This is a genomic window from Streptococcus sp. D7B5 (assembly GCF_029691405.1).
Lineage (GTDB): Bacteria > Bacillota > Bacilli > Lactobacillales > Streptococcaceae > Streptococcus.
Map to the genome: position 1 here is coordinate 1,225,137 of NZ_CP121467.1, position 25,093 is coordinate 1,250,229.

General features: G+C 42.0%; 22 protein-coding genes. 8 read left to right on the top strand and 14 right to left on the bottom strand.

Features of this window, described 5'->3' with window-relative positions; translation table 11 throughout:
• Nucleotides 1–110: 110 nt before the first annotated feature.
• Entirely contained in the window at nt 111–1,955 is a 1,845-nt protein-coding gene (locus P8P68_RS05915) for an APC family permease (RefSeq protein ID WP_000488831.1), read from the top strand.
• Between the two features lie 181 nt (nt 1,956–2,136).
• Here P8P68_RS05915 and rpmH read toward each other — a convergent pair whose 3' ends face one another.
• From rpmH to P8P68_RS05930, 3 genes are all read right to left on the bottom strand, one after another.
• Nucleotides 2,137–2,271: a 50S ribosomal protein L34 gene (gene rpmH / locus P8P68_RS05920; protein ID WP_000831905.1), complete on the bottom strand. Its 135-nt coding sequence runs from the start codon at nt 2,269–2,271 to the stop codon at nt 2,137–2,139.
• Nucleotides 2,272–2,415: 144 nt separating this feature from the next.
• Nucleotides 2,416–3,630, bottom strand: coding sequence for a pyridoxal phosphate-dependent aminotransferase (locus P8P68_RS05925; RefSeq protein WP_000666454.1), 1,215 nt, complete (start codon nt 3,628–3,630; stop codon nt 2,416–2,418).
• Between the two features lie 144 nt (nt 3,631–3,774).
• Nucleotides 3,775–4,023, bottom strand: coding sequence for a hypothetical protein (locus tag P8P68_RS05930; RefSeq protein ID WP_347566594.1), 249 nt, complete (start codon nt 4,021–4,023; stop codon nt 3,775–3,777).
• A 216-nt stretch (nt 4,024–4,239) separates the two neighbouring features.
• Between P8P68_RS05930 and P8P68_RS05935 the strand changes: the two genes are divergently transcribed.
• A complete protein-coding gene (locus P8P68_RS05935) occupies nt 4,240–4,692 on the top strand; it encodes a universal stress protein (protein WP_000079162.1) in 453 nt (150 codons plus the stop codon).
• Nucleotides 4,693–4,813: 121 nt separating this feature from the next.
• On the opposite strand, the gene P8P68_RS05940 is transcribed toward P8P68_RS05935, so the two are convergent.
• Both P8P68_RS05940 and P8P68_RS05945 read right to left on the bottom strand, forming a co-directional pair.
• Nucleotides 4,814–6,799, bottom strand: coding sequence for a CAP domain-containing protein (locus tag P8P68_RS05940; protein WP_278275762.1), 1,986 nt, complete (start codon nt 6,797–6,799; stop codon nt 4,814–4,816).
• A 496-nt stretch (nt 6,800–7,295) separates the two neighbouring features.
• The gene (locus tag P8P68_RS05945) at nt 7,296–8,687 is read right to left on the bottom strand and encodes a Cof-type HAD-IIB family hydrolase (protein WP_000453118.1); all 1,392 of its coding nucleotides are present in this window, start codon (nt 8,685–8,687) and stop codon (nt 7,296–7,298) included.
• A gap of 65 nt (nt 8,688–8,752) precedes the next feature.
• Between P8P68_RS05945 and P8P68_RS05950 the strand changes: the two genes are divergently transcribed.
• The gene (locus P8P68_RS05950) at nt 8,753–9,715 is read left to right on the top strand and encodes an asparaginase (protein WP_001124799.1); all 963 of its coding nucleotides are present in this window, start codon (nt 8,753–8,755) and stop codon (nt 9,713–9,715) included.
• Nucleotides 9,716–9,766: 51 nt separating this feature from the next.
• Here P8P68_RS05950 and ccpA read toward each other — a convergent pair whose 3' ends face one another.
• On the bottom strand, nt 9,767–10,777 hold the full coding sequence (ccpA, locus tag P8P68_RS05955) for a catabolite control protein A (protein ID WP_001090635.1): 1,011 nt from the start codon (nt 10,775–10,777) through the stop codon (nt 9,767–9,769).
• Between the two features lie 204 nt (nt 10,778–10,981).
• Between ccpA and P8P68_RS05960 the strand changes: the two genes are divergently transcribed.
• Complete coding sequence (locus P8P68_RS05960; protein ID WP_000886044.1) at nt 10,982–11,299, top strand: DUF960 domain-containing protein; 318 nt, start codon at nt 10,982–10,984, stop codon at nt 11,297–11,299.
• Between the two features lie 50 nt (nt 11,300–11,349).
• Here the strand turns inward: P8P68_RS05960 and P8P68_RS05965 are convergent, their stop codons facing one another.
• The 7 genes from P8P68_RS05965 to P8P68_RS05995 form a co-directional block, all read right to left on the bottom strand.
• Entirely contained in the window at nt 11,350–12,633 is a 1,284-nt protein-coding gene (locus tag P8P68_RS05965; RefSeq protein ID WP_278275763.1) for a DUF308 domain-containing protein, read from the bottom strand.
• On the bottom strand, nt 12,626–13,447 hold the full coding sequence (gene folK / locus P8P68_RS05970) for a 2-amino-4-hydroxy-6-hydroxymethyldihydropteridine diphosphokinase (protein WP_278275764.1): 822 nt from the start codon (nt 13,445–13,447) through the stop codon (nt 12,626–12,628). Before folK ends, P8P68_RS05965 begins: the two co-directional genes overlap by 8 nt.
• A gap of 158 nt (nt 13,448–13,605) precedes the next feature.
• Nucleotides 13,606–14,160 carry a GTP cyclohydrolase I FolE gene (gene folE / locus P8P68_RS05975; RefSeq protein WP_000380931.1) on the bottom strand — a complete coding sequence of 185 codons (555 nt, stop codon included), beginning with the start codon at nt 14,158–14,160 and terminating at the stop codon, nt 13,606–13,608.
• Nucleotides 14,141–15,463, bottom strand: a complete 1,323-nt coding sequence (locus P8P68_RS05980; RefSeq protein WP_278275765.1) for a folylpolyglutamate synthase/dihydrofolate synthase family protein — start codon at nt 15,461–15,463, stop codon at nt 14,141–14,143. The genes folE and P8P68_RS05980 overlap by 20 nt, the downstream gene beginning before the upstream one ends.
• A gap of 1 nt (nt 15,464) precedes the next feature.
• Nucleotides 15,465–16,451: a dihydropteroate synthase gene (gene folP / locus P8P68_RS05985; protein WP_278275766.1), complete on the bottom strand. Its 987-nt coding sequence runs from the start codon at nt 16,449–16,451 to the stop codon at nt 15,465–15,467.
• A gap of 74 nt (nt 16,452–16,525) precedes the next feature.
• Complete coding sequence (locus P8P68_RS05990; protein WP_000653640.1) at nt 16,526–17,233, bottom strand: type II CAAX endopeptidase family protein; 708 nt, start codon at nt 17,231–17,233, stop codon at nt 16,526–16,528.
• Nucleotides 17,234–17,286: 53 nt separating this feature from the next.
• Complete coding sequence (locus P8P68_RS05995; protein ID WP_000359241.1) at nt 17,287–18,705, bottom strand: NCS2 family permease; 1,419 nt, start codon at nt 18,703–18,705, stop codon at nt 17,287–17,289.
• A 187-nt stretch (nt 18,706–18,892) separates the two neighbouring features.
• Here P8P68_RS05995 and P8P68_RS06000 point away from each other — a divergent pair, with 187 nt between their 5' ends.
• From P8P68_RS06000 to P8P68_RS06015, 4 genes are all read left to right on the top strand, one after another.
• Nucleotides 18,893–19,705 carry a Cof-type HAD-IIB family hydrolase gene (locus P8P68_RS06000; RefSeq protein WP_278275767.1) on the top strand — a complete coding sequence of 271 codons (813 nt, stop codon included), beginning with the start codon at nt 18,893–18,895 and terminating at the stop codon, nt 19,703–19,705.
• Nucleotides 19,706–19,987: 282 nt separating this feature from the next.
• Complete coding sequence (locus tag P8P68_RS06005; RefSeq protein WP_084944909.1) at nt 19,988–20,977, top strand: PTS sugar transporter subunit IIB; 990 nt, start codon at nt 19,988–19,990, stop codon at nt 20,975–20,977.
• Nucleotides 20,978–21,052: 75 nt separating this feature from the next.
• Nucleotides 21,053–21,865: a PTS mannose/fructose/sorbose transporter subunit IIC gene (locus P8P68_RS06010; RefSeq protein ID WP_278275768.1), complete on the top strand. Its 813-nt coding sequence runs from the start codon at nt 21,053–21,055 to the stop codon at nt 21,863–21,865.
• A gap of 14 nt (nt 21,866–21,879) precedes the next feature.
• Nucleotides 21,880–22,791, top strand: coding sequence for a PTS system mannose/fructose/sorbose family transporter subunit IID (locus P8P68_RS06015; protein ID WP_084944911.1), 912 nt, complete (start codon nt 21,880–21,882; stop codon nt 22,789–22,791).
• 63 nt (nt 22,792–22,854) lie between these two features.
• On the opposite strand, the gene P8P68_RS06020 is transcribed toward P8P68_RS06015, so the two are convergent.
• Nucleotides 22,855–25,083 (bottom strand): HAD-IC family P-type ATPase, encoded by a 2,229-nt coding sequence (locus P8P68_RS06020; RefSeq protein ID WP_278275769.1) that lies wholly within the window; start codon nt 25,081–25,083, stop codon nt 22,855–22,857.
• Nucleotides 25,084–25,093 lie beyond the last annotated feature (10 nt).

Sequence of the window (25,093 nt, forward strand, 5' to 3'; positions counted from 1 at the left end):
AGCATCCCTCGGCTTGTAAAAATATTCTAATACCAATCATTCTCCCTTGACTGCTCTTTTTCAAAGCAGTATAATAACACTTATTGAAATTTTCAGCAAAGGAAAAGAAAATGTTTAGAAAATTAAAATATACCTTTATCGGTCGACCACTCAAGTCTCTCACAGACGGCGAAGGGGGATTGTTGGGAAAAATGCAGGCACTTGCAATGTTATCCAGTGATGCCCTGTCTTCTATTGCCTATGGGCCCGAACAAGTCATTCTCGTATTAGTCAGTCTGTCTCCTCTCGCTATTTGGTGGAGCCTCCCTATTGGTATTTTTGTCCTCTTACTGCTCGCTAGTTTGACCATTTCTTATCGTCAGATCATTCATGCCTATCCTCAAGGTGGAGGAGCTTATATGGTCACTCGGGAAAATCTTTCCCCTGAACTGGGCTTGATTGCAGGAGGCAGTCTCCTTGTTGACTATATGCTGACAGTAGCCGTATCCGTTGCGTCTGGAGCTGATGCTATTACAGCAGCCATCCCTGCCCTCCATCCCTATAATCTTCATATCTCTATTTTCCTAGTCTGCCTGCTCATGCTCTTGAATTTAAGAGGATTGAAAGAATCTGCCAGCTCTCTGATGATTCCCGTCTACCTCTTTATCTTCAGTACCGTCTTTCTCTTGCTTTATGGGTTCTTTCAACTATTTACAGGTTCCCTAAACTATCAGGCGACTTCAACCATTGGGCAAACCGTTCCGAGCCTTTCCATCGTTCTCCTATTAAGAGCCTTTACCAGTGGCTCTGCCTCTCTGACAGGGGTTGAGGCTATTTCAAATGCGGTACCATTTTTCAAAACTCCGAAAGAAAAGAATGCTGCTCAGACCTTGACCATCATGTCCCTCATTTTAGGATTCCTTTTTGCAGGCATTACCTTCCTAAACTACTGGATGGGCATCACTCCTCAAAATGGAGAAACCATCCTCTCGCAAATGGCCAAGGGCATTCTTGGTGATTCATTCTTTGGTCATGCTAGCTACTATCTCTTCCAGTTCTCGACAGCCTTAATTCTAGCTGTAGCTGCAAATACTGGCTTTTCAGCCTTCCCTATGCTGGCATACAATATGGCTAAAAACAAGTACATGCCCCATCTCTTTATGGAAAAAGGGGATCGCCTTGGCTACTCCAACGGTATCTTAACTCTGGCCTTTGGAGCTATGATCCTTCTTCTCATTTTTAATGGGAATACTGAACGCTTGATTCCTCTTTATACTATCGGGGTCTTCGTTCCCTTTGCCCTTTCTCAGACTGGGATGATTCGTCATTGGAAAAAGGAAAAAGGAGCAAACTTCTTAAAACCTGCCTTTGCTAATATCCTTGGGGCCATCATTTGTTATGCTATTGTCCTCATTTTACTCCTCTTCAGACTGGGTGATATCTGGCCTTTCTTTCCAATTATCCTAGTTTTAACTTTCCTCTTTTTGTCCATTCACAGCCATTACCAAAAAGTGGCAAAACAGCTACGACTCTACGAAGGAATTGAAAAACGTACCTACGATGGCAATCTGGTTCTTGTCCTAGTAGGAAATGTTACTCGAGTAAGTGTCGGAGCCATTAACTACGCTCAAAGTATCGGTGACGAAGTGTTAGCCATGCACATTTCTACTAAAGAAACGGCAGAAAAAGACCAAGAAATTCTTCAGGAATTTGCCGATTACTTCCCAAATATCACTCTGAAGAATATCAATACTAGCTACCGCGACATCATCACCCCTAGCGTTAAGTATGTCAAACGAATCGCCCAAGAAGCTAAGCAAAAAAACTACACTGTTACAGTCCTTGTCCCACAGTTTATCCCTAACAAGCCTTGGCAAAATATCCTGCACAATCAAATGAGCCTCAAACTAAAATACGCTCTCAGATGGCACGAAGACGTCGTTGTCGCTAGCTACTCTTATCACTTAAAAGAATAAACAAAAACTCAAAATCAGTAACTTATTTCTGGTTTTGAGTTTTTTTGTATGTGACCTTTAAATGAGCCCTCCATGAGTTTCATCTGAAATGACCGATTTCGTGGACAATGCACTCTTTGAAATCAAAAGAAAAGCCAGTAGACTCGAGTTCCTACTGACTTCTTTGTTGAATTCGTTTGGATTAAGCAGCCAAAACTTTGCGTCCTTTACGACGACGAGCTGCCAATACGCGACGACCGTTTTTAGTTGACATACGGTTACGGAATCCGTGTTTGCGCGCACGACGAAGTTTACTTGGTTGATAAGTACGTTTCACGATGAATACCTCCTCATAGATTTTGTATTCGTTTAGCCGGCTATAAAGTGATCAGTTACTAAACATACTTTACTATTCTATCTGATTCTTACCTATTTGTCAATAGCTCTAAGTAAATGTTTCCTGCTTTTCCCTATGAAAGCCTTATCTACGATACTGACTCAAGAAACGTGTCATCTTTTCTTGGATTTGCGCCAATTCGTCCACACGAGGAAGGTAAACGATACGGAAATGGTCTGGTTCCTTCCAGTTAAAACCACGACCATGAACCAAGAGAACCTTTTCCTGCTTCAAGAAATCAAGAACGAACTGTTCATCATCATCGATGCGGTACATATTGCGGTCAATTTTAGGGAAGATATAAAGACCTGCCTTCGGCTTGACCGCAGACAAACCTGGGATATCTTGAATAGCATTGTAAATGAAGTTTCTTTGCTCATAGATCCGTCCACCAGGAAGGAGCAATTCATCCACTGACTGGTGCCCACCTAGTGAAGTTTGTACGACTTGCTGGGCCAAAACGTTAGAGCAAAGACGCATATTGGACAGCATATTGAGACCTTCGATATAGCCCTTGACATGGTGCTTAGGACCAGACAAGACCATCCATCCTACACGGAAACCAGCGATACGGTGAGATTTTGACAAACCATTCATGCTGACACAGAAAACATCTGGTGCCAAGCTTGCCACAGGCGTATGCACATGCCCATCCATCACCATGCGATCATAAATTTCATCCGCAAAAATGATCAAATCGTTTTGACGGGCAATCTCAATAATCTCCAACAAGAGTTCCTTAGGATAAAGGGCTCCAGTTGGGTTGTTCGGATTGATAAGGACGATTGCCTTGGTATTGGAAGTAATTTTTGACTTAATATCGTCAATATCAGGGTACCACTCTGCAGCTTCATCACAGATATAGTGAACAGCATTTCCCCCAGCTAGGCTGACAGCGGCTGTCCAGAGAGGATAGTCTGGCATAGGCACCAAGACCTCATCGCCATTATCCAAAAGTCCTTGCATGGACATAACAATCAGCTCACTGACACCATTTCCAAGGTAGATATCATCAATGTCTACATTAGGGAATTTCTTCAGTTGGCAATACTGCATGATGGCCTTGCGGGCTGAGAAAATCCCTTTGGAGTCAGAATATCCTTCACTATCACGCGCATTCATAATCAAGTCATGAATGACCTCATCTGGCGCTGTAAAGCCAAATTCTGCTGGATTCCCTGTATTCAGACGTAAAATCTTTTCTCCGTTTGCTCGCATCCGCATAGCTTCTTCCAAAACAGGGCCACGGATATCATAAGCAACATGCTCTAACTTACTAGACTTGTTATATTCTTTCATCTTGTTTCCTCAATTCATCGAGATAGTAACATTATACCACTAGAAAGGGATTGCGACAAGTTTCCTGAAATGAGCAAGCAAAGAAAAAAACTCACAACGACTAAGTTCTCACCATCTAAACAACTAGAATACAGAAGTATTTTCTCACATACCAAAAGACATACCTAGAAAGATCAGCGCTAAAAAGGAATCATACAAAAGATTAAACATGAGAAAGAGCCCCCACGTGACCAGATAGTCCAAGCGACCACTTCTCTTTGCAATCACAAATAAAATGATGTGGTAGACTAAGTGAACGAGAAGAAAACCAACAAATCCTGGATAGAGAACGGGCACGACTCTTTCCAGCTGCCAAAGCATCACTACTTCACCTACAAGTGACGCAAGGATAATTCCATGATAAAAAAACTTATTTTTTTAGAAGCTTGAACAAAATCTTTCATACTTTCTCATCCCCTCGCTGTCTTTCCTACTAGCTCGTTTTCTTTTATTTTAACATATCTCCACCAAATTGAATCTCCAATAATATTTATTTAAATATGATTTTTACTTTACTTCTTTAGTGAAAAGGGTTACAATAACAGTAAGAAAATTTCAGGAGGTTTCATTATGGCACAACGTTACCAAAATGTTATGGTCGCAATTGATGGTTCTAAAGAAGCGGATTTGGCTTTCGTCAAAGGTGTTTACACTGCTCTACGCAACGAATCCAAGCTCACCATTGCCCATGTTATCGACACACGCGCTCTTCAAAGCGTGTCTACCTTTGATGCTGAAGTTTACGAAGAACTCCAAGTCGATGCTGAAAGTCTGATGAAGGAGTACGAAAAGCGCGCAAGAGATGCTGGTGTGACCGATATTCACATCGTCATCGAAATGGGAAATCCAAAAACTCTCCTTGCCCGCACTATTCCAGACGCAGAAAATGTTGACCTGATTCTCGTTGGTGCAACAGGGCTTAATGCCTTTGAACGCCTCTTGGTTGGCTCTTCATCTGAGTATATTCTTCGCCATGCAAAAGTCGATTTACTGGTCGTGAGAGAAAGTGAAAAAACATTGTAATCATTAAAAAAGGGAGCCTCTGGCTCCTTTTTGTTTGTCCTGATTGGGTCACAAAAAGGCTTTAAACAATTGTTTAAAGCCTCTATCTTATTTAGAAAGTAGTCAATCTCAAAAGATTGAATTATTTGTAACTGTATGCCCAGTAGTATACACCGTTTCCATCAACTACTGCTGCTACAGCTCCTTCAGTGACATTTGGATCGAGAAGCAAGTCTCTCAAACCACTGTTTGCCCATTTCTTAACGACAACAGCTGCATCTTCATCACGACGTCCAACAAAGCCTGAGCTATCGTATTGACGTGAGATTTCATTTACTTTTGGAAGTGCTTGATTTTGATAAATGTCTTCAGACCAAGTCAATTCTTTCAATCCTTGAGCTTTACGAGTCTCATTGATTTTAGCGAAAGCTTCTTTCGCTTTTGAAACATAGTCATAGTTTGTATCGTTTGTTGCTTCAACACGGTAAACAAACTTCACATAACCAAATTCTACATCACTGTATTTCTTGTCTTCGACACCACTCTTGAGATTTGCAATCAAGACATAGTCCTTAGCGTATGGGTTTTCTTTAGTCTTCTCAAAGATTTCTGGATCTTCGATTTCCCACTCAACTTTAGCATCCCAACCAGAGTTATCAAGGAACTTAGGATTCATTTTTTCGATAACATAGTTTTTGAACTCTTCAACATTCTTGAATGGCAATGCTTGACCTGCTTTAGCAGTTGTTACCAAGTTAGTTGAGTAAAGTTTCACGCTTGAGTTCTTGTCACTGTACATGTACTCGTCATCAGCAGTGTTTTCGTGAAGTTTTGGATCACGAGCTGGATCGTTTGGATCAGTCATCCCTTGAAGTTTCCATTTTCCTCCAAGCCACTTCCAGTATGCTGAGTAACCTGTACGCTCTGAGTTAGATGGTACATAGTAGTAATGTGCACTACCGTCGAAGTAGTAGTTTTTATCATTCTTGAGGACTTCATCACCTGGTTTACCTGGTGGGTAAACCAATTTTGGAGTGTGTCCATTTGGTGCCCAAGCCAAGTGTTCCAATCCTTCAGCTGGTTTTTCAACATAATCAGGGATTTGGTTTTCACTTGGTTCATCAGTCGTTACTAAACCTGGCGTTGTTGGGATAGCTGGAGTTGCTGGTGTTGCTGGTTTTGGTTCTACTGGCGTTTCTGTTGATGGCTTGAATGGATCAAATTCACTATCAGCACCATTAATTGGTGGATTTTCTGGTAGGTCAACACTTGGAGTTGCTGGTTGTGCTGGTTGTGCTGGTTGTGGCTCAGTTGGTGTTGTCGGCTCTTCAGGTTTATCACTAGGTGCTGGTGTTGGAGTCTCTGGTTCTGCTGGTGTTGGAGCAGGAACTTCAGGTTGACTTGGTTGTGCTGGCTCAACCGGAGTTGTTGGTTGTTCTGGTTTTGGTTCAGCAGGTGTTGCCGGTTGTGCTAGTGTTGTATCAGCAGAATCTTTCACCAATACCCACTTACCATTTTGGTAGTAGTAATAATCACCATTGTCCAATACATAGTAATGGTACCCATTTTCGTAACGATAGTGAGGATCGTTTTCCAAGTTGTTAGTAGATGAGTTGTTATTACTATTGTTTGTCAAAGGTTTCCACTGACCGTTACGATAAATACGGAAGCTACCATCGTTCATACGGTAGTAGTGATTGCCATTCCAGTAAATATAGTTTTCATCGCTAGCAAGGTTGTTGTAATTATTCCAATAGTTATAACCATAGTAGTTGCTACTGTTGCCATAGCCATAGTAGTTATTCCAATTATTGTAACCGTAGTTGTAACTTGGGTAATAGCTACCATATCCATAGTTATAGCTTGGGTAGTAGCTATTGTAGCCATAGTTATAGCTTGGGTAATAACTATTGTAGCTGTAACTTCTTACAGTATAGTTTGATGTACGGCTACGATTTGCAGTAGTACGGTTAGAAGTACGATTGCTTGAACGACGGCTAGTTCTTGTATAGTAGCTATTATTTCCATTCCAATTGTAAGCAGCGTGAGCTTCACTTGGTGCAAAAGTTGGAAGCATTGTTACAGCTGTTAAAACAGAAGCTGTCAAATAGGTATATTTTTTCTTCATTTCAACCTCTTAATTCTTTAATTTTTAAACTTGAAAATTAAAATAATAAAAATTTGGAAAGCAATTGTGCACAATTTTATAACTAAACCTCAAAGCTAGAGTGAACTCCTCACATCAACTTGTTAACAGGCCTGAAATAAACAAGTTGACTTTCTGCCTTAAAAAAGAGCATATTGTAGTAGCATGAGGATTTTATATTTATTCGCTTTCTGAATTTATTCTAACACATAAACTTTCAAATATCAAATAATTTGACTTGTCTTTTTTTGATGTTTTTTAAAAGAAAAGCTAGATATATCAGTAATATATCTAGCTTTTTAACTATTCTTTGTAAGAAATATAATTTCCTGTTGCTTTATTTTCACTATCTTTTCATTTTTTTCTTTTCTTTTTCTAGTATAAATATGCTAATAATAATTAGTGATATATATAAAATTGTTCGGTTTTTCAGCTCAAAAAATCCCCGAATTTTTCATCCAGGGAAAAGAATTTTCTCTTATTTTTTATTTTTTCTTTCTTTATGTCGCTCATAAGCTTTAAACTGACGTTGTAGTTCCTGTCGAATGGCAGGTTCTGGAGCATATTTTTCTTCCCAGTCTTCTGGTTTTAAAATCTTGTGTGTAACTGGATCAAAATGAGCTTTCCCATCAGGGAAAACCTTCCCCATATTTGCTTCATGGACAATATCAAAAATGCGTTCTGGGTCTACTCCCATCAAAACAAAACTACCGTATGTAAAATACAGTGTGTCAATCAAAGCATCCACTTGACCGACCAAATTTTGCTTAGCAGGTGTCTTTTTCGCCACTTTCTCTGCCGCCTTATCAAGTGCCTCACGCATGCTTGCAAGGGAGTCTTGGAATTCTTCCTCCGAAGAACTTGCTGCGCGAACAAACTCTACTAATTCTTCAATTTTAAAATCTGCGCGGTGGGTTGCACCTTCAGCATCCCATGCCTGTGGCTCTTCTTGAGTTCGTTCATCCATCATGTGGTGGAAGGTCTTGACCTTATTAAAGTGGTAGTCTCGACTGACAAACACTTTTTCTGAAGCCAAAACACCAAAGTGCTCGAGCGCCTTGTGGATACCATCTTGTTGATTACTTGCCGTAATATGCTTAGCAACTTCTTTAACACTGCTACTGCCATTCCCCATAGCAACCGACATACCAACACCCGCCAACATTTCCAGATCGTTGTCTGAATCACCAAAGGCCATGACTTGGTTGAGATCAAAGCCATATTCTTTCCCGACTCGGCGAATGCCTTCTAATTTGGAATTTCCTTGGTTGATGATATCTGCTGCAAAAGGATTGCTTCGAGTTAATTTCAAGTCGTCAAAATCACTTGCTGCCTTCTCAGATTCTTCTGGCGTCATCAGCATCAAAACTTGATAAATGGGTTGATTAATCAAGTTAAGCAGGTCGTCTTCCTTTTGAGGAACTGCCTTGCTAACCATTCGATTAAAGGAACGGCTAACGGTTCTTGTCAGAACAGTCGGAATAAAACGACTAACCAGTTGGGAAAAGGAGCCGAGACCAAATGACATAATTTTCGAACCAACAACGGCGTGCTCGGTTCCAAGAGCGATTTCTTTACGCTCCTTTTTAGCGTAAGCAATCAGTTGACGCAGGCTTGACTTAGCAATCGGACTCGCAAAGAGCACCTTTTCTTTATTAAAAATGTATTGGCCATTGTAGGTCACCGCAAAGTCTAGGTCCAAGTCTTCCATCAATTCCTTGACAAAAAACGGCCCTCGTCCTGTCGCTACTCCAACAAGCACTCCTTGCTCTTTGACAATCTTAATCGCGTCCTTAGTGGATTTCAAAACACTCTTGCGATCGTTGACTAGCGTTCCATCGATATCAAAAAAAACAGCCTTGACTTCCATCCTGTCCCATTCTCCCCTTTTGTGTTACAATGATTATACCACATTTCAGAAAGAGTGACTAAATCATGCCTAAGAAAATCCTTGTTTTACATACAGGTGGGACTATTTCCATGCAAGCAGATGCCACTGGTGCCGTTGTAACTAGCCAGGACAATCCCATGAACCATGTTTCCAATCCGCTTGAAGGGATTGAGGTTCATGCCCTAGACTTTTTTAATCTGCCAAGCCCTCATATCAAACCCAAGCATATGCTTGCACTCTATCATAAGATTAAAGAGGAAGCTGATAACTACGATGGAGTTGTCATCACACATGGTACAGATACCTTAGAAGAAACAGCCTACTTCCTTGATACCATGAAAATCCCGCCCATCCCCATCGTTCTAACCGGGGCCATGCGTAGTTCAAACGAACTTGGTAGCGACGGTGTTTATAACTATCTGAGCGCTTTACGAGTTGCCAGCGATGATAAAGCAGCCGACAAGGGTGTGCTGGTCGTCATGAACGACGAGATTCATGCAGCAAAGTATGTTACCAAAACTCATACGACCAACGTCAGCACCTTTCAAACCCCAACACATGGACCACTTGGCCTCATCATGAAGCAAGAAATCCTCTACTTTAAAACGGCTGAACCTCGTGTCCGCTTTGATCTTGAGCATATTCAAGGTCTAGTTCCCATCATCTCAGCCTATGCCGGTATGACAGACGAGCTGATCGATATGTTAGACTTGGAACAGCTGGATGGCTTAGTCATTCAGGCTTTTGGAGCAGGCAATGTTCCCAAAGAAACAGCTCAAAAGTTGGAAAATCTCCTCCAAAAAGGAATCCCAGTCGCCTTGGTCTCACGTTGTTTTAATGGCATTGCTGAACCTGTTTATGCCTACCAAGGTGGGGGGGTTCAATTGCAAGAGTCTGGCGTTCTCTTTGTCAAAGAACTCAACGCTCAAAAAGCTCGCCTCAAATTATTAATTGCCCTTAATGCTGGATTAAAAGGACAAGCCTTAAAAGACTATATGGAAGGCTAATCCTCTTCTCTAGAAAGCAAATCAGGAAATCTCACGATTTCCTGATTTTTTCTATTTACGTTTTCGTGTAGAGCGGCGTTCTGTCAAACCATGAGGTAAGAGAACTTCACGTTCTTCCAATTCTTCCTTATGCATAATCTTAGTCAACATACGCATGCTGATAGCACCTAAGTCATAAAGAGGTTGGGCAATAGTAGTCAAGTTTGGACGAGTGAATCGTGCAATCTGAGAGTCATCTGTCGTAATGATTTCAAACTCTTCTGGTACAGACACACCGTGGTCAGCCAAACCATTTAGGACACCTGCTGCCAATTCATCGCCTGTTACAACTGCGGCTGTAGCTTGTGATGAAATCAAGCGTTCTGCCAAGGCATAACCATCATCATAGCTGTATTTTGATTCAAAGACCAATCCCTCGCTATAAGAATGTCCAGCTTTTTTCAAGGCTTCCTTGTAACCAATCAAACGAACCTTGCCATTGATATCATCGACGAGTGGTCCACTCACAAAAGCAATTTTCTCGTTTTCTTTGAGAAGGTAGCTCACGGCATCAATCGTTGCTTGTTTGTAGTCAATATTCACACTTGGAAGTTGGTGTTCTACATCCACAGTACCGGCAAGAACAACCGGTGTCCGTGAACGAGAGAATTCTGAACGAATCTTTTCAGTCAAGTGATAGCCCATAAAGATAATCCCATCGACTTGTTTTGAAAAGAGAGTGTTAACCACTGAAACTTCCTTTTCATCATCCTCATCACTATTTGCTAGGACAATGTTATACTTGTACATTTCAGCAATGTCGTCAATCCCCTTAGCAAGTGTTGAGAAATAACCATTGGTAATGTTAGGAATCACAACTCCGACTGTCGTTGTTTTCTTGCTAGCCAAACCACGTGCTACCGCATTTGGACGATAGTCCAAGCGATCAATCACTTCTAGGACTTTTTTTCGAGTGTTCTCTTTAACATTCTTGTTGCCATTAACGACACGGCTAACTGTTGCCATTGAAACTCCTGCTTCACGGGCGACGTCATAAATCGTTACTGTATCATCTGTGTTCATTCCGTTTCCTTTCTATAATGAAAATTTCGCTTTCACGCATCTACTTACTCCATTTTATCACTTATTGTAAACACTTTCAAGTATTTTTTAGAGAAACTTTGAAAAAATTTCACAGTTTATTCCCATTTTGAAAAAGCAATTACGATTTCTTGATTTTTAAGACATTTTGCTGTATGATAAGGAAAATAAAAGGGGGATGAAAACATGGCTTTTACAAATACACAGAGACGTTCCGCTAGTTTTGGTGTCGTGACCAGCCTACCTGACGATGTCATTGACTCTTTATGGTATATTATCGATCATTTCCTAAAAAATGTCTTTGAATTAGAAGAAGAGCTTGAGTTTCAACTGCTCAACAATAAGGGGACCATCACCTTCCATTTTTCTAGCCAGCACCTTCCGACTAGCATCGATTTTGATTTCAATCATCCTTTCGATCCGCTTTACCCTCCTAGGGTCCTTATTTTAGACTTGGACGGCAGAGAAACCATCCTCCTTCCAGAAGAAAATGACCTATTTTAAAAACTCTAGCTTCTTGGCACAAACTGCTGAGGAACTAGAGTTTTCTTTTTCTAATAAATAGAGCGACTGACAACTAGACCATTTGGTTTTGTATACTCTAAGTCAAGGTAATCCTGATAAGTCCCTGGCACAATGAAACCTTGGGGACTCAATATATCAGTCCCAGCTTTTCCCACGATAGAGTCTGCCAGCAAAACACAATTGGTACTGAGAACAAAGTAGGTCTTAAACTCGGATGAACTGAATTTATAGAGGGTCGCATCTGCTTCTTGTTTCAGTTGGTAGGAGTAGGTATGCTTTACCTCGCCCTCTCTTCTTTTCATCAACTGTGAACTTGGTTCCCAAGGAATTAACAGGTCTTCTATCTCCTCTAGACGAGCTTGGATGGCTGCTTTCTGTTGGTCCGTCAAACTCAGACCATAAGCAAACAAGGTCTTCTGACTTTCCCTCTTACAGAGCTCGATGTATTTTTCCCGATTGGCCTTAAACAAAACACCATCTCCAACCATGCCGAACAAACGCTCCGAGTGGGGATCATACGAACCATAGGAAATAACCTTCCCTTGATAACAAATATCCACATGTCCCATAGCGAGGAAGAAGGATGTTTCTGAGGTATGAATAAAAATTTCTAGATCAACTACCTGATCGTTTTTTCTTTCTGAATGAACTTCCCCTTCTTGACTTTCATGATTTGACAGCCACTCATTCAATTTGCGCAAGGTGCTGATAGGGATCAAAGCCGTCACAAAGATCGGCAAAGTCATTCGCATTCGTCGTTTTAGCTTGGGATTGTTTTCTATCCTTTCAAAAAAGAAACCGTCCCGGAGGCTACTGGCTCCTAGCATGAGCAAGTAAAACCCAAGCAAGAGCAATTCAAAATTCGCTGCATCGTGAAAAGGAGAGATGCTATAAAGACCGAATCCTATCATCCATACAGCATCGAAGAGATGATGGAGCCGAGGATGAATGGCATTTTTTTGATAGAGAGACCAAGTCACAAGGCTAATGATGCCCGTAAACAGCTGATAGCTCGCAATGATAAAAACCAGGAGATAGAGGGCGAGGTCTTGCAAGATGATAGAGTCAAATACAAGAGCCGCAACCACCAGCTTGCCCAAGGTTACAAAGATATTTTCCCGACGTTTTTTATCCTGAAACCAGCGAGTCAACAAGTGCCAAACTGCTGACAAGGAAAAATAGCCCATCAGCAACTGGTATCCCATTCGCGGAATAACTTGTCCAAATCGAATCAAGAGAAGCCCTAAAACAATAGCAAGTAGTCCCTCCCCGATACTCTTCCACTTGCTATAGGTCTCGGAAAGTTTAGGCATTTCCTTGCTCCAACTGGTCAACCAAGTATCGAATTGGTTGTTTTAAGATTGGATGGATAAAATGGGGAGCTATTTCCGCTAACGGTTCAAGGACAAAGAGGCGCTCTGCTATATAAGGATGAGGCAAGATGAGGTCGTCTGTATAAATGACCTGATCCTCCACAAAAAGCAGGTCCAAATCAATCAAACGCGGTCCCCAATGCACCTCTCGAACCCGTCCCATCTCGGACTCAATTGCTAACAAGGTCTCTAATAAGACTGATGCTGGAAGCCAGGTTTCTACTTCAATCACCTGATTGGCAAAGCTATCTTGTTCCACACCACCCCAAGGCTCCGTCGTCAAAACACTGGATTCTTTGAGAATATGGATGCCGCGAGCTCGCAGTTTGTCGATAGCTTGTTCCAAGTTGGCTTCCTTATCGCCCATATTGCTTCCTAGGGCGATAAAGGCACGTTGCTTGCGACGGTGGATGGTTACCGAGCAGGTATCAAGTGGCAAGTGGACTGGAGCCCAAGGTTTTTTGAGTTCCAGTTCAATTTCTTGGACCAGAGGATAGGTCTCAAAGGTACGCTCTACTAGTTTGTAGGCTACCGTTTCAATCAAATCCTCAGTGCTTTCCTGAAACCAAGTCGTCCACTGCTGACACAATTCTCCGTAATGGACAGAAGCTGTTAAATCCAAGTCTGTCGCCGCCTTGGTCATATCATAGGATAAGCTTGCGGAAATAACAAACTTCTGCCCCAATTCCTTCTCACTAGGGAAAAGACCATGATAGGCAAAAATTTCCAAATCTTTAATCTGCAGTTGATCCATAACTAGTCCTTTCTAGAAAAATCCGCCCAAAGCGGATTCTTTTTATACTCAATGAAAATCAAAGTGCAAACTAGGAAGCTAGCCGCAGGCTGCTCAAAACACTGTTTTGAGGTTGCAGATAGAAGCTGACGTGGTTTGAATTTGATTTTCGAAGGGTATTATAGTCCCATTAAACGATAAGCCTGGTCTCGGAGGTCTTTATCTGTTTCAAATAGACCACGAGCGACTGTTGTCAAAGTCGCAGTACCTGGTTTTCTGACACCACGCATGCTCATACACATATGCTCGGCCTCAATGACAACAAAGGCTCCCTTAGCCCCCAGATAGTCCATCAAGGCATCGGCCACTTCGATATTCAGCCGTTCTTGAATCTGTGGTTTTTTAGAATAAACTTCAACCGTACGGGCTAGCTTAGACAGGCCTGCCACCCGACCATCTGGAATATAGGCAATGTGCGCCCTCCCATAAAAGGGCAAAAAGTGGTGCTCACACATAGTGTGGAAAAAGATATCCTTCTCCACTACCATATTATCATCAATAATCTCAAAGGATTTTGACAGGTGTTCCTCAGCAGTTTGGCCAAGACCTGAAAAAATCTCTTGGTACATACGGGCTACACGAGCAGGTGTTTCCTGCAAGCCCTCGCGGTTAGCGTCCTCACCAACAGCCTCAATAATCATTTTTACAGCCGTTTCAATCTTTTGTGTATCCATTCTCGTTCTTCCTCTCCATCAGATAGGCTCTCACTTGGCTCAAGAAATACAAGGAACCTGTGACAATCCTAACTGTTTGTTTCTCTTCATTTTTATCTGTCAATTTCTGCTCTAGAAAATCCTGCCAACTTTGGTAATTGAGATTTCTAGACTTGGCTGTCTCTTTCAGCACACTTTCATCCGTCGCCCGACTATCATCAAAATGTGTCAGGGTAAGCTCGGTATCTGGCATTTCCCCTAGCAAGTCCAGCATATCATCCAAGGCCTTGGTTTTGATGCAGGTAAAGAGGATTTCCTTATGATAATCCGCAAAGCGTTCTTGTAAGGTTGCTAGTAAAGCCTTGATAGCATGGGGATTATGGGCCCCATCCAAAAGCAGCAAGGGGTCGCTAGACACGACCTCCAAACGCCCTGGCCATCTGGTCTCTTTCAAAGCTTGAGCAACCAAGTCATTACTTGCTAATTCTCGCCCAGTCTCCTGACAATAAGTGTCTAAGAGAGCAAGCGCCATCCCCGCATTCTCTATCTGGTGTAAACCAAGCAGACCTGTTTGAAAGCGACCTTGTCTGACAGAACTGGTATAATCAAAGATTTCGCCTGTCACCACGCTTTCTTGATGACGAACCTGATAATCTTTTCCATAGGCAAGTCTAGGCGCATTTTTAGCTTCTGCAATAGAGTCTATCACAGTCAAGGCTTCAGGAACAATATGACCTGTCACCAAGGGAATACCTTGTTTGATAATACCAGCCTTCTGCTCTGCTATAGCTTCCAAGGTGTCACCAAGTAGGGCTACATGATCCAGTCCAATGGTCGTAATTCCTGTTAAAATCGGCTGGCAGACATTGGTACTATCCAAAAGACCACCCATGCCCACTTCCATGATGGCCACATCTACTTGCTCTGAGGCAAAGTAATCATAAGCTAGAGCTGTGATAATCTCAAACTCGGTTGTTCCCTGCAAATTGTCAGCAGATTCCCCTTCAAGCAAAGACTGATAGTCTGCCATGAGGGCTTCTAGCCTAGCCTCGGGAATAGATTCCCCATTGATGCTAATCTGATCCGTATAATGAATGAGATAGGGCGAGCTGAACACACCAACTCTTAGACCTAGCTTTTCCAGCATCTTTTTCAAAAAAGCAATGGTAGACCCCTTACCATTGGTCCCGCCGATATGGATGACCTTAAGTTTGAGATGGGGATTGCCTCGCAGAGCTAGGAGTTCCACCATTCGTTCCAAACCAAAATGCGGTTGGTCCGTCCGGTAGTGGGCAATCCACTGATTGTTTTGAATTTCGTTCATCTTATTTATATTGTTTTAAATCTAGATTTTCTGCATCATCTGCCAAACGAATGGCTGACGCAATTTCAACCGCCATCCTGTGACTGGCTACATCGTGCACGCGCACCACTTCCACACCCTGTCTCGCAGCGATACTGGTTACATGAGCCGAAGCTGTGTCCCGATTGCGGAAACCAAGTTCGGTCTCAGGATTAACTTCAAAGCCATTTTCTTCTAGGATATTAATGACAAACCGCTTGCGCGAAACTCCAAGAAAGATCGGATAGCCTTTCTGATGGAGTTTATCCAGATCCCGTAGAAGAAGCAGATTTTCTTTCTTAGTCAGACCAAAGCCAATTCCTGGATCCAGCAAAATGTTTTCTCTTGCTATCCCAGCTTGGTTCGCTCTCGCTAGAGCACGTTCAAAGAAAGCCTCCATCAAGTCTTCGATTGGCATTTTTTCAAAGTCAGCTAACTCTTCCTCTGTAAAAGCTTGCCCAAAACCAAAATGAGGAAATATGAGCGAACTAGGGTGCTGAGGTCGAGCCATGACTGGATTAAACATGATAACCACTTTCGCTCCAGCCTTAGCAACCACATCCGCCATTTTCTCATCTCCCATGAGACCAGTGATATCATTGACCAGATTGGCACCAGCAGCCAAAGCAGTCTCTGCCACCTGACTTTTCCAAGTATCGATGGAAATGAGAACATCACTTTCCTCACGGATAGCTTTAATCACTGGAACAACACGCTGGATTTCCTCTTCTATCCCAACATAGCTACTGCCCGGCCGAGTTGCCGGCCGAGTTGATTCTCCACCGATATCTAGCATGCTCGCTCCTTCTGCTATCAATTTACGAGCCTGCTGGAGTGCCTGCTCAAGAGCAAAAAACTGACCACCATCTGAAAAGGAATCTGGCGTCACATTGATAATTCCACAAATAGCTGTTTTTGCATGATTAGCTTTACTTGACATATCGGTCACTCCCTCAAGGTTTTTCACCATATTATCTTTCTATTTTACCATAAAAAGAAAAAGATGAACACGCTAGTATTCATCTTTTCCAAGCGGCTAATGGTTTAGAATGATAGACCTAGATTTCTACTAATCAATACCAATAAGGCCAACAAACAAAATGCAATACCATTGAGAATCATATGAAGCAAAATGGACATCTCCAAACGCTCAGTCTTATAGGCTGTCCAAGTCAAAACCGTTGACATTCCTCCATAAATAATCACAGAAGGTAGATTGGTTGGCATATGAAGCAAGGCAAAGACGATTGCACCAACAATAAAACCTAGTTTTTCTTTTCCGCGGAAGATCTTTTTTGGAATAATCCCACGACACAAAATTTCTTCACAAATCGGCGCAATCAAGACTAGTAGGAAGAAAGTTGAAATCAAGGAACTATTCTGAACCAAACCATTCAGTATTGATTGGTTACTGGTTGTTGCCTCATTTGTTAGTCGAAGCAGTAGTGAACCCAAGAGATTTGTCGCAAAAATCACCAGATAACTCAGTACCAAGCGAGCCAAGTCTTTTGCCTTAAAAAAGGATAGATTAAAAGTAGCAAGTTGTGTTTTTCGTGCACCAATAATGAATACAATCAAAACGACTATGGATAGAGCACCTACTAAGAGCCCTGACTGTAAAATCGGAAACTGTTTGTTTGCTAAAAACAAAGCAAGTCCTATGGGAAATTGAGATAGAACAAAAGCTACCAAAAGGATGATCACCCATTTCCCTCTGTTTAAAACCTCTTGCCAAATCGTCTTATCTTTCATGATGTACCTCCTTATAAGAAAAAGGGGAGACTCCCCTTTTTCTATTATACCATTTATAGCGCCATACTGATATAGTTAAGGATAAACAAGGCATCCAAAATCCAAATCATCACGTGCACATCCTTGGCTTGACCTTTGACAACTTTTGTCAAGGTATATGTCAAGAAACCAACAGCAATCCCTTGTGTGATAGAGTAGCTGAATCCCATAAAGATAGATGTGAAGAAGGCAGGAACCGCTTCAGCCATATCATCCCAAGGGATATTTTTCAAGTTAGAAAGCATCATGATTCCGACGATGATCAAAATTGGTGCTGTTGCAGCTGTCGGAACAATCGCTAGAAGTGGGCTAAAGAAGCTAGATAGAGCAAAACAGATCGCAACCACTAGGGCTGTCAAACCAGTACGTCCACCAGCACCGATACCCGCCGCAGACTCAACATAGGTCGTAACGTTTGAAGTACCTGCAATGGCACCTACCGAAGTTGCCACCAAGTCAGAGTATAGAGCCTTGTCCAATTTAGCGGACTCATGGTTTTCCCCACTTGTCGCAACAATACCAACTTTTTCACCAGTACCGATAAGAGTACCGATTGTATCAAAAATATCCGTTAGTGAGAAGGCAAGAATAGCCATCAAGGTTTCTGGTAAACGCGAAGTGTTTGAAATCAAAGATCCTAAACCTTCTGAACCAAGAGCAGCACCAAACAAAGTTCCTAAATCATTAACCGCTGCTGAAAGATTGTTGCTAGCAAAGTCAATCCCTGATAATTTGACAACACCAACAGCAATGGCAAGCACAGTCGTTGTTAAAATAGAAAGAATAATTCCACCTTTGATGCCTTTAACAACAAAGAAGATGGTAATAGCCAAACCAGCAAGAGCCACCAATACTGCTGGAGTATTGAAGTCTACCAATCCTGGAACAGCTGCTGAGTTTGCAGTAAGTGCAGCTTGAGCCTTGTCCGCTCCTTCACCTGCTACCGTATAAGTACCTGGATCGATTGAGAATTTCAAGAGACCAGCATTCTTAATTCCAACATAGGCAAGGAAAACACCAATACCAGCCGAAATAGCTGAACGAAGTGTTGTTGGAATAGATTCGATGATCATTTTACGAACATTTGTCAGGGTAATAATCAGTGAAATAATTCCACAAATGAAGACCATACCAAGAGCTTCTTTCCAAGTATAGCCCATCCCAAATACAACTGTAAATGTGAAGAAGGCATTTAGTCCCATACCTGGTGCTTGTGCGTAGGGCAAATTAGCATAGAAAGCCATCATCAAGGTACCGACTACAGAACCGATAATCGTTGCCAAGAACACACCTTGAACAGGCATACCCGTTTGGGAAAGCATTTGAGGGTTTACAAAGAGAATATAACTCATTGCAAAGAATGTTGTTAAACCAGCAAGCACCTCTGTACGGACATCTGTCCCGTGCTCTTTTAGTTTAAATAGTTTGTCCATCTTTAATCTCCTTTTGTTTTTTACGAACAATATCAGTATTATATCATTTATCATTCACCTTTTCAATATGTTTGTTTGATTTATTTAATAAATCAAAGCAACTGTAGTTTTTGTTCTTGTCTGCTTTTCTTCCTTCTTTTTGATATAATAGAAGACATCTTATCTGGAAACGACTAGGAAGGTTTATATGACTAAAAAAATTATCGCAGTCGATTTGGACGGAACCCTGCTGAATAGTGAAAGCAAGCTCTCCGATTTCACCAAAGAGACAATCAAAAAAATTTCAGAAAAAGGACACCATGTCATCATCACGACAGGTCGTCCGTATCGTATGGCAAAAGACTTCTACCGTGAGCTAGAATTGCATACTCCCATGATTAACTTTAACGGCTCCCTTACCCATCTACCAGGACAGGCTTGGGCGCATGAAAAGTGCTTGACCTTGGACAAAAAATACCTCCTAGACATGGTCAAGCGCACGGAGGACATCCAGGCTGATTTTATTGCAGGAGAATATCGAAAAAAATTCTATATCACGACTCCGAATGAAGAGATTGCGGATCCTAAACTATTTGGCGTAGAGAACTTCCGGCCGGAAAATCAATTCAAACCCGAACGAGTAACCAAAGATCCCAACTGCATTCTCTTGCAAACAAGGGCTGAAGACAAATACGCTTTAGCGAATGAAATGAATCGTTTTTATCAGCACCAACTAGCTATCAATACATGGGGCGGTCCCCTCAACATCCTCGAGTGTACTCCCAAGGGTGTAAACAAGGCCTTTGCTCTAGAGTACTTGCTCAATGTGATGAATCGTGATAAAAAAGACTTAATCGCCTTTGGTGATGAGCATAATGACACTGAAATGTTGGCATTTGCAGGCAAGGGATATGCTATGAAAAACGCCAATCCTGCTCTTCTTCCATATGCAGACGAACAACTTCCTCTGTCCAACGAAGAAGACGGAGTGGCCCACGCTTTACAAAATTTATTCTTATAAAAGGAAAGATTGCGACCCTGCAATCTTTCCTTTTTGTTTTCATTCCGTTTTCACAAAAACACCTCGTTTTCTGTATTTTTATATTAAATTTTCTATTACCATTTTCATTTATCTCTCAAAATTATTGATATATTAATATTTTTAAAAAGTCATTCTATGAAAACTTTTACATCTTTTTAGAAAAAGTAGTTGATTTTTATATGAAAACGGTTTATACTTAAAGTTAGGCTTAAAGTTTTCTTAAACATACAGTCAAACATTTTATAAGGAGGAATGACAATAATGAGTATCGGAATCATTATTGCGAGCCACGGCGAATTTGCTGCGGGTATTCATCAGTCAGGATCTATGATCTTTGGTGAACAAGAAAAGGTTCAAGTTGTAACCTTTATGCCAAATGAAGGTCCAGATGACCTTTACGCTAAATTCAACAACGCTGTGGCTGCATTTGACGCAGAAGATGAGGTTCTAGTATTGGCTGACCTTTGGAGTGGATCTCCATTCAACCAAGCTAGCCGCGTAATGGGAGAAAATCCAGAACGTAAGTTTGCCATCATCACAGGACTGAACTTGCCGATGTTGATCCAAGCCTACACAGAGCGCCTTATGGACGCGAATGCAGGTGTGGATAAAGTCGCTGCGAATATCATTAAAGAAGCCAAAGATGGCATCAAGGCTCTTCCAGAAGAGCTTAACCCAGTTGAGGAAGTTGCAACTGCTGCAGCTGCTCCAGTTTCACAAGCTGCTATTCCAGAAGGAACAGTTATCGGTGACGGTAAACTGAAAATCAACCTTGCTCGTCTAGACACTCGTCTCCTTCACGGTCAGGTTGCCACTGCTTGGACTCCAGATTCAAAAGCAGATCGTATCATCGTTGCTTCAGACAACGTTGCAAACGACGAGTTGCGTAAAGAATTGATCAAACAAGCAGCTCCTAATGGAGTAAAAGCCAACGTTGTCCCAATCCAGAAATTGATCGACGTTGCAAAAGACCCACGTTTCGGAGAAACTCATGCCCTTATCTTGTTTGAAACTCCACAAGATGCACTTCGTGCTATCGAAGGTGGCGTGCCAATCAAGACCCTTAACGTTGGTTCTATGGCTCACTCAACAGGTAAAACAATGATTAACAACGTTTTGTCTATGGACAAAGAAGACGTTGTAACCTTTGAAAAATTGCGTGACCTCGGTGTTGAATTTGACGTACGTAAAGTACCAAACGACACGAAAAAAGATTTGTTTGACTTGATTAAGAAAGCAAATGTTCAATAATGTTAATCTGTTTCTATCATTTTTGAAAACAGGATTAAATACTTTATTAAAACTAAATAGAAAAGGAATAAAACCATGTCAGATATTTCAATCATTTCTGCTATCTTGGTTGTAGTTGTTGCCTTCCTTGCAGGTCTTGAAGGTATCCTCGACCAATTCCAATTCCATCAACCAATCGTCGCATGTACCCTTATCGGACTTGCAACTGGTAACCTCGAAGCAGGTGTTATGCTTGGTGGATCTCTTCAAATGATCGCCCTTGGTTGGGCAAACATCGGAGCTGCCGTAGCTCCTGACGCTGCTCTTGCATCTGTTGCTGCAGCAATCATCTTGATCAAAGGTGGTAACTTTACTACTGAAGGTATCGCCGTTGCAACAGCAACAGCTATTCCTCTTGCCGTAGCTGGACTTTTCTTGACTATGATTGTTCGTACAATCTCAGTTGCCTTGGTTCACACTGCTGACGCTGCTGCTAAAGAAGGAAATATTGCGGCTGTTGAACGTGCTCACTTTGTTGCACTTCTTCTTCAAGGTCTTCGTATTGCAATCCCTGCTGCCTTCCTTATCGCTATCCCTGCTTCTGCCGTTCAAGATGCTCTTGGTTTGATGCCAGACTGGTTGAACGGTGGTATGGCTGTCGGTGGTGCTATGGTCGTTGCCGTTGGTTACGCTATGGTTATCAACATGATGGCAACTCGTGAAGTATGGCCATTCTTCGCTATCGGTTTTGCTCTTGCAGCAATTTCTCAATTGACTTTGATTGCCCTTGGTGTCATCGGTGTTGCGCTTGCCTTCATCTACCTCAACCTTTCTAAACAAGGTGGAAACGGTGGCGGAGGAGCTGCAACTTCTAACGATCCAATCGGTGATATCCTAGAAGACTACTAGAAAGGGGAACAATCATGGCTGAAAAAATTCAATTATCAAAATCAGATCGCCAAAAAGTTTGGTGGCGTTCACAATTCCTTCAAGGTTCATGGAACTACGAACGTATGCAAAACTTGGGTTGGGCTTACTCTTTGATCCCAGCTATCAAGAAACTTTACACTAAAAAAGAAGACCAAGCAGCTGCTCTTGAGCGTCACCTTGAATTCTTCAACACTCACCCATACGTAGCTGCTCCAATCATGGGGGTTACTCTTGCACTTGAAGAAGAACGCGCTAACGGTACTGAAATCGATGACGCTGCTATCCAAGGTGTTAAGATTGGTATGATGGGACCTCTTGCTGGTATCGGTGACCCAGTCTTCTGGTTTACAGTTCGTCCTATCCTTGGTGCTCTTGGTGCTTCACTTGCTGCAACTGGTAATATCGTTGGACCACTTCTCTTCTTCTTTGGATGGAATGCAATCCGTATGTCTTTCCTTTGGTACACACAAGAGTTTGGTTACAAGGCTGGATCTGAAATCACTAAAGACATGTCAGGTGGTATCTTGAAAGACATCACTAAAGGAGCTTCAATCCTTGGTATGTTCATCCTTGCCGTTCTTGTACAACGTTGGGTATCCATCAACTTCACTATCAACCTTCCAGGTAAACAACTGTCAGAAGGTGCCTACATCAACTTCCCAGAAGGTGCTGTTACAGGTGGAGAATTGAAGGGAATCCTCGGCCAAGCACTTAGTGGTATGAGCTTGGATAGCGTTCAACCACAAACACTTCAAGGTCAGTTGGACTCATTGATTCCAGGATTGATGGGACTTCTCCTTACTTTCCTTTGCATGTGGTTGCTTAAGAAAAAAGTATCACCAATCGCAATCATCCTTGCTCTCTTTGCAGTAGGTATCGCAGCTCGTTTCTTCGGTATCATGTAATCCAAGCTATCGAGAATATAGATAAAAAAAGAATCAGGTTTATTACCTGATTCTTTTTGTGTATCAATTTTTTCTTCTAGTCAGATAATGCAAGCCTCCAATCACCACTGCTAGGATGGCTACATAGACGACTTGGATGGTTTCTAAAGGCACATACGCTCCTTGCAGGATAAAGGTATTGGCAAGCACTCCAACAAGGGCTGCAAGGCTCAAAAGTACGAGCAAGACTAGTTTGTATCGATTAAATGGCAGACTGACCTTGGCAACTAGACACAGACCATTGAACAAAGCAAGTAGGAAGCAAATAAATTTGACCTGACCTGGGACAGTGATAAGGAAGTTCGTCAAGAGTACACTAGCGACTAGAATGCCACCACCAATCGCAGCATTGGTCAAAATATCTCGCATAAAATGTGTGCTGACCTTTTCTTTATTGGACTCAAAAGTTAGGAAGAAAGATGGAATCCCAATCGTAATGGCTGAAATGATTGTAAACTGAATGGGGATAAAGGCAAATTCCAAACCAAAGATCACACTCAAAATGGCAAAAACGATGGAGAAGAAGGTCTTTGTTAGAAAAAGAGAGGCTACCTTTTGGATGTTGTTGATGACACGGCGTCCTTCCATCAAGATATCATAAAATACTGCAAAGTCATCTGTGAGAAAAACAATATTGGATACACTTTTGGCTGCGCTAGTAGCACCATTCATAGCAAAACTGATGTCTGCTTTTTTGAGAGCTAGAACATCGTTGACTCCATCACCGCTCATGGCAACTGTTTTACCAGCATTTTGCAAAATAGATACCATCTTTTGCTTCTGTTCAGGTGTCACCCGACCAAAGATATCGTGTTCCAAGACCACTCTTTCAAAGTCATCATCGCTCACCTTGGTCATGTCAATCGCCCGCGCTTCTTCCTTAAAACCTGCCTTACGAGCCACCCCATATACAGCCACATGATTATCACCACTGATAATCTTCACTTCAACACCTTGAGATTCGAAATAGTCAAAGGTTTCCTTGGTATTGTCCTTAATCTCATCTGACAAAACGACGTGCCCTAGTAGTTCCATATTGGCTGGACTCATGATGTGGTCCTTACTATGGGCAAGTGTCAAGATTCGAAAACCTTGCTGTTTCAGATGCTCATAGTAGGCATCCATCGGCTGGGTAAAGCCTAGAAATTCATAAGCACCGAAGAAATAGGTCCCACCCTCTTTTACTTGGACAAAGGAATACTTGTTTTTACTTGAAAAGGCACCGACTTCTTGAACTTCCCACTTTTTCTCACAGGTTAAGTAAGTCTTCAGAGCTCGCGAGGTTGCATTTTCATCCTCAAAATAAGCTAGATAAGAAGATAGTTTCTCCGCTAGCTTATCATCTATTTCTTGGACCTTCATACTACCAGTCGTGATGGTTCCTGTCTTATCAAAACAAAGAACATCTACACGCGCCAAGGTCTCTACACAGTATAGTTCCTGCACCAGAACCTTCTTTTTAGCCAACTTCATGGCTGCTACCGCTAGGGAGACGCTAACCAAGAGAATCAAGCCCTCTGGAATCATGCCGACCAAGGCACCTGAACTTCCCAAGACAATTTCAACATAAGACCGTCCTAGACTAAAACCTCTGACATAGAGCAGAATGGCAACTGGCACCAGCAAGATCGAGACGATTTTTAAAATCTTATCCATGTAATCGCGTAGTTGAGAAGGGTATTTTTTGAATTCCTTGCTGGATTTTGCGAGTTTGTTGATATAACTATCGGGTCCGACCGCCGTTGCCGTAACCAGACAAGTACCGCTGACGACATTGCTTCCGCTCATCAGCTGGTCACCAACCGTTTTAAAGACCGAATCACTCTCACCAGTCAGCAAAGACTCATCCACTTCAATATTTCCTTCAAGCACTTCTGCATCGACAGGCACCTGATCACCCAGATTGAGATACAGGTACTCACCCAGAACGATGTCCTCTGGATCAATCTCAATCGTTTGACCATCTCGATTGACCTTGTACTTACTTTTACCAAGCAAACTTAGCTTTTCTAAGGCATTTTTTGAACGCACTTCTTGGAAAATCCCGATGGCTGTATTGATAGCAATCACACCTAAAAAGAGCATATTTTCAAATCGCAAGGTTGTGGCTACCAGAACTGCCAGAGCCAAGTTCATGGCATTAAAGAAGGTAAAGATATTTGAAACGACGATTTCCTTGGTTGTTTTATAAGGTTTAATGTCACTGATATTTCGTTGACGATCCTTGATGTCTTGGCTACTTAAATACTTCATTTCTACTCCG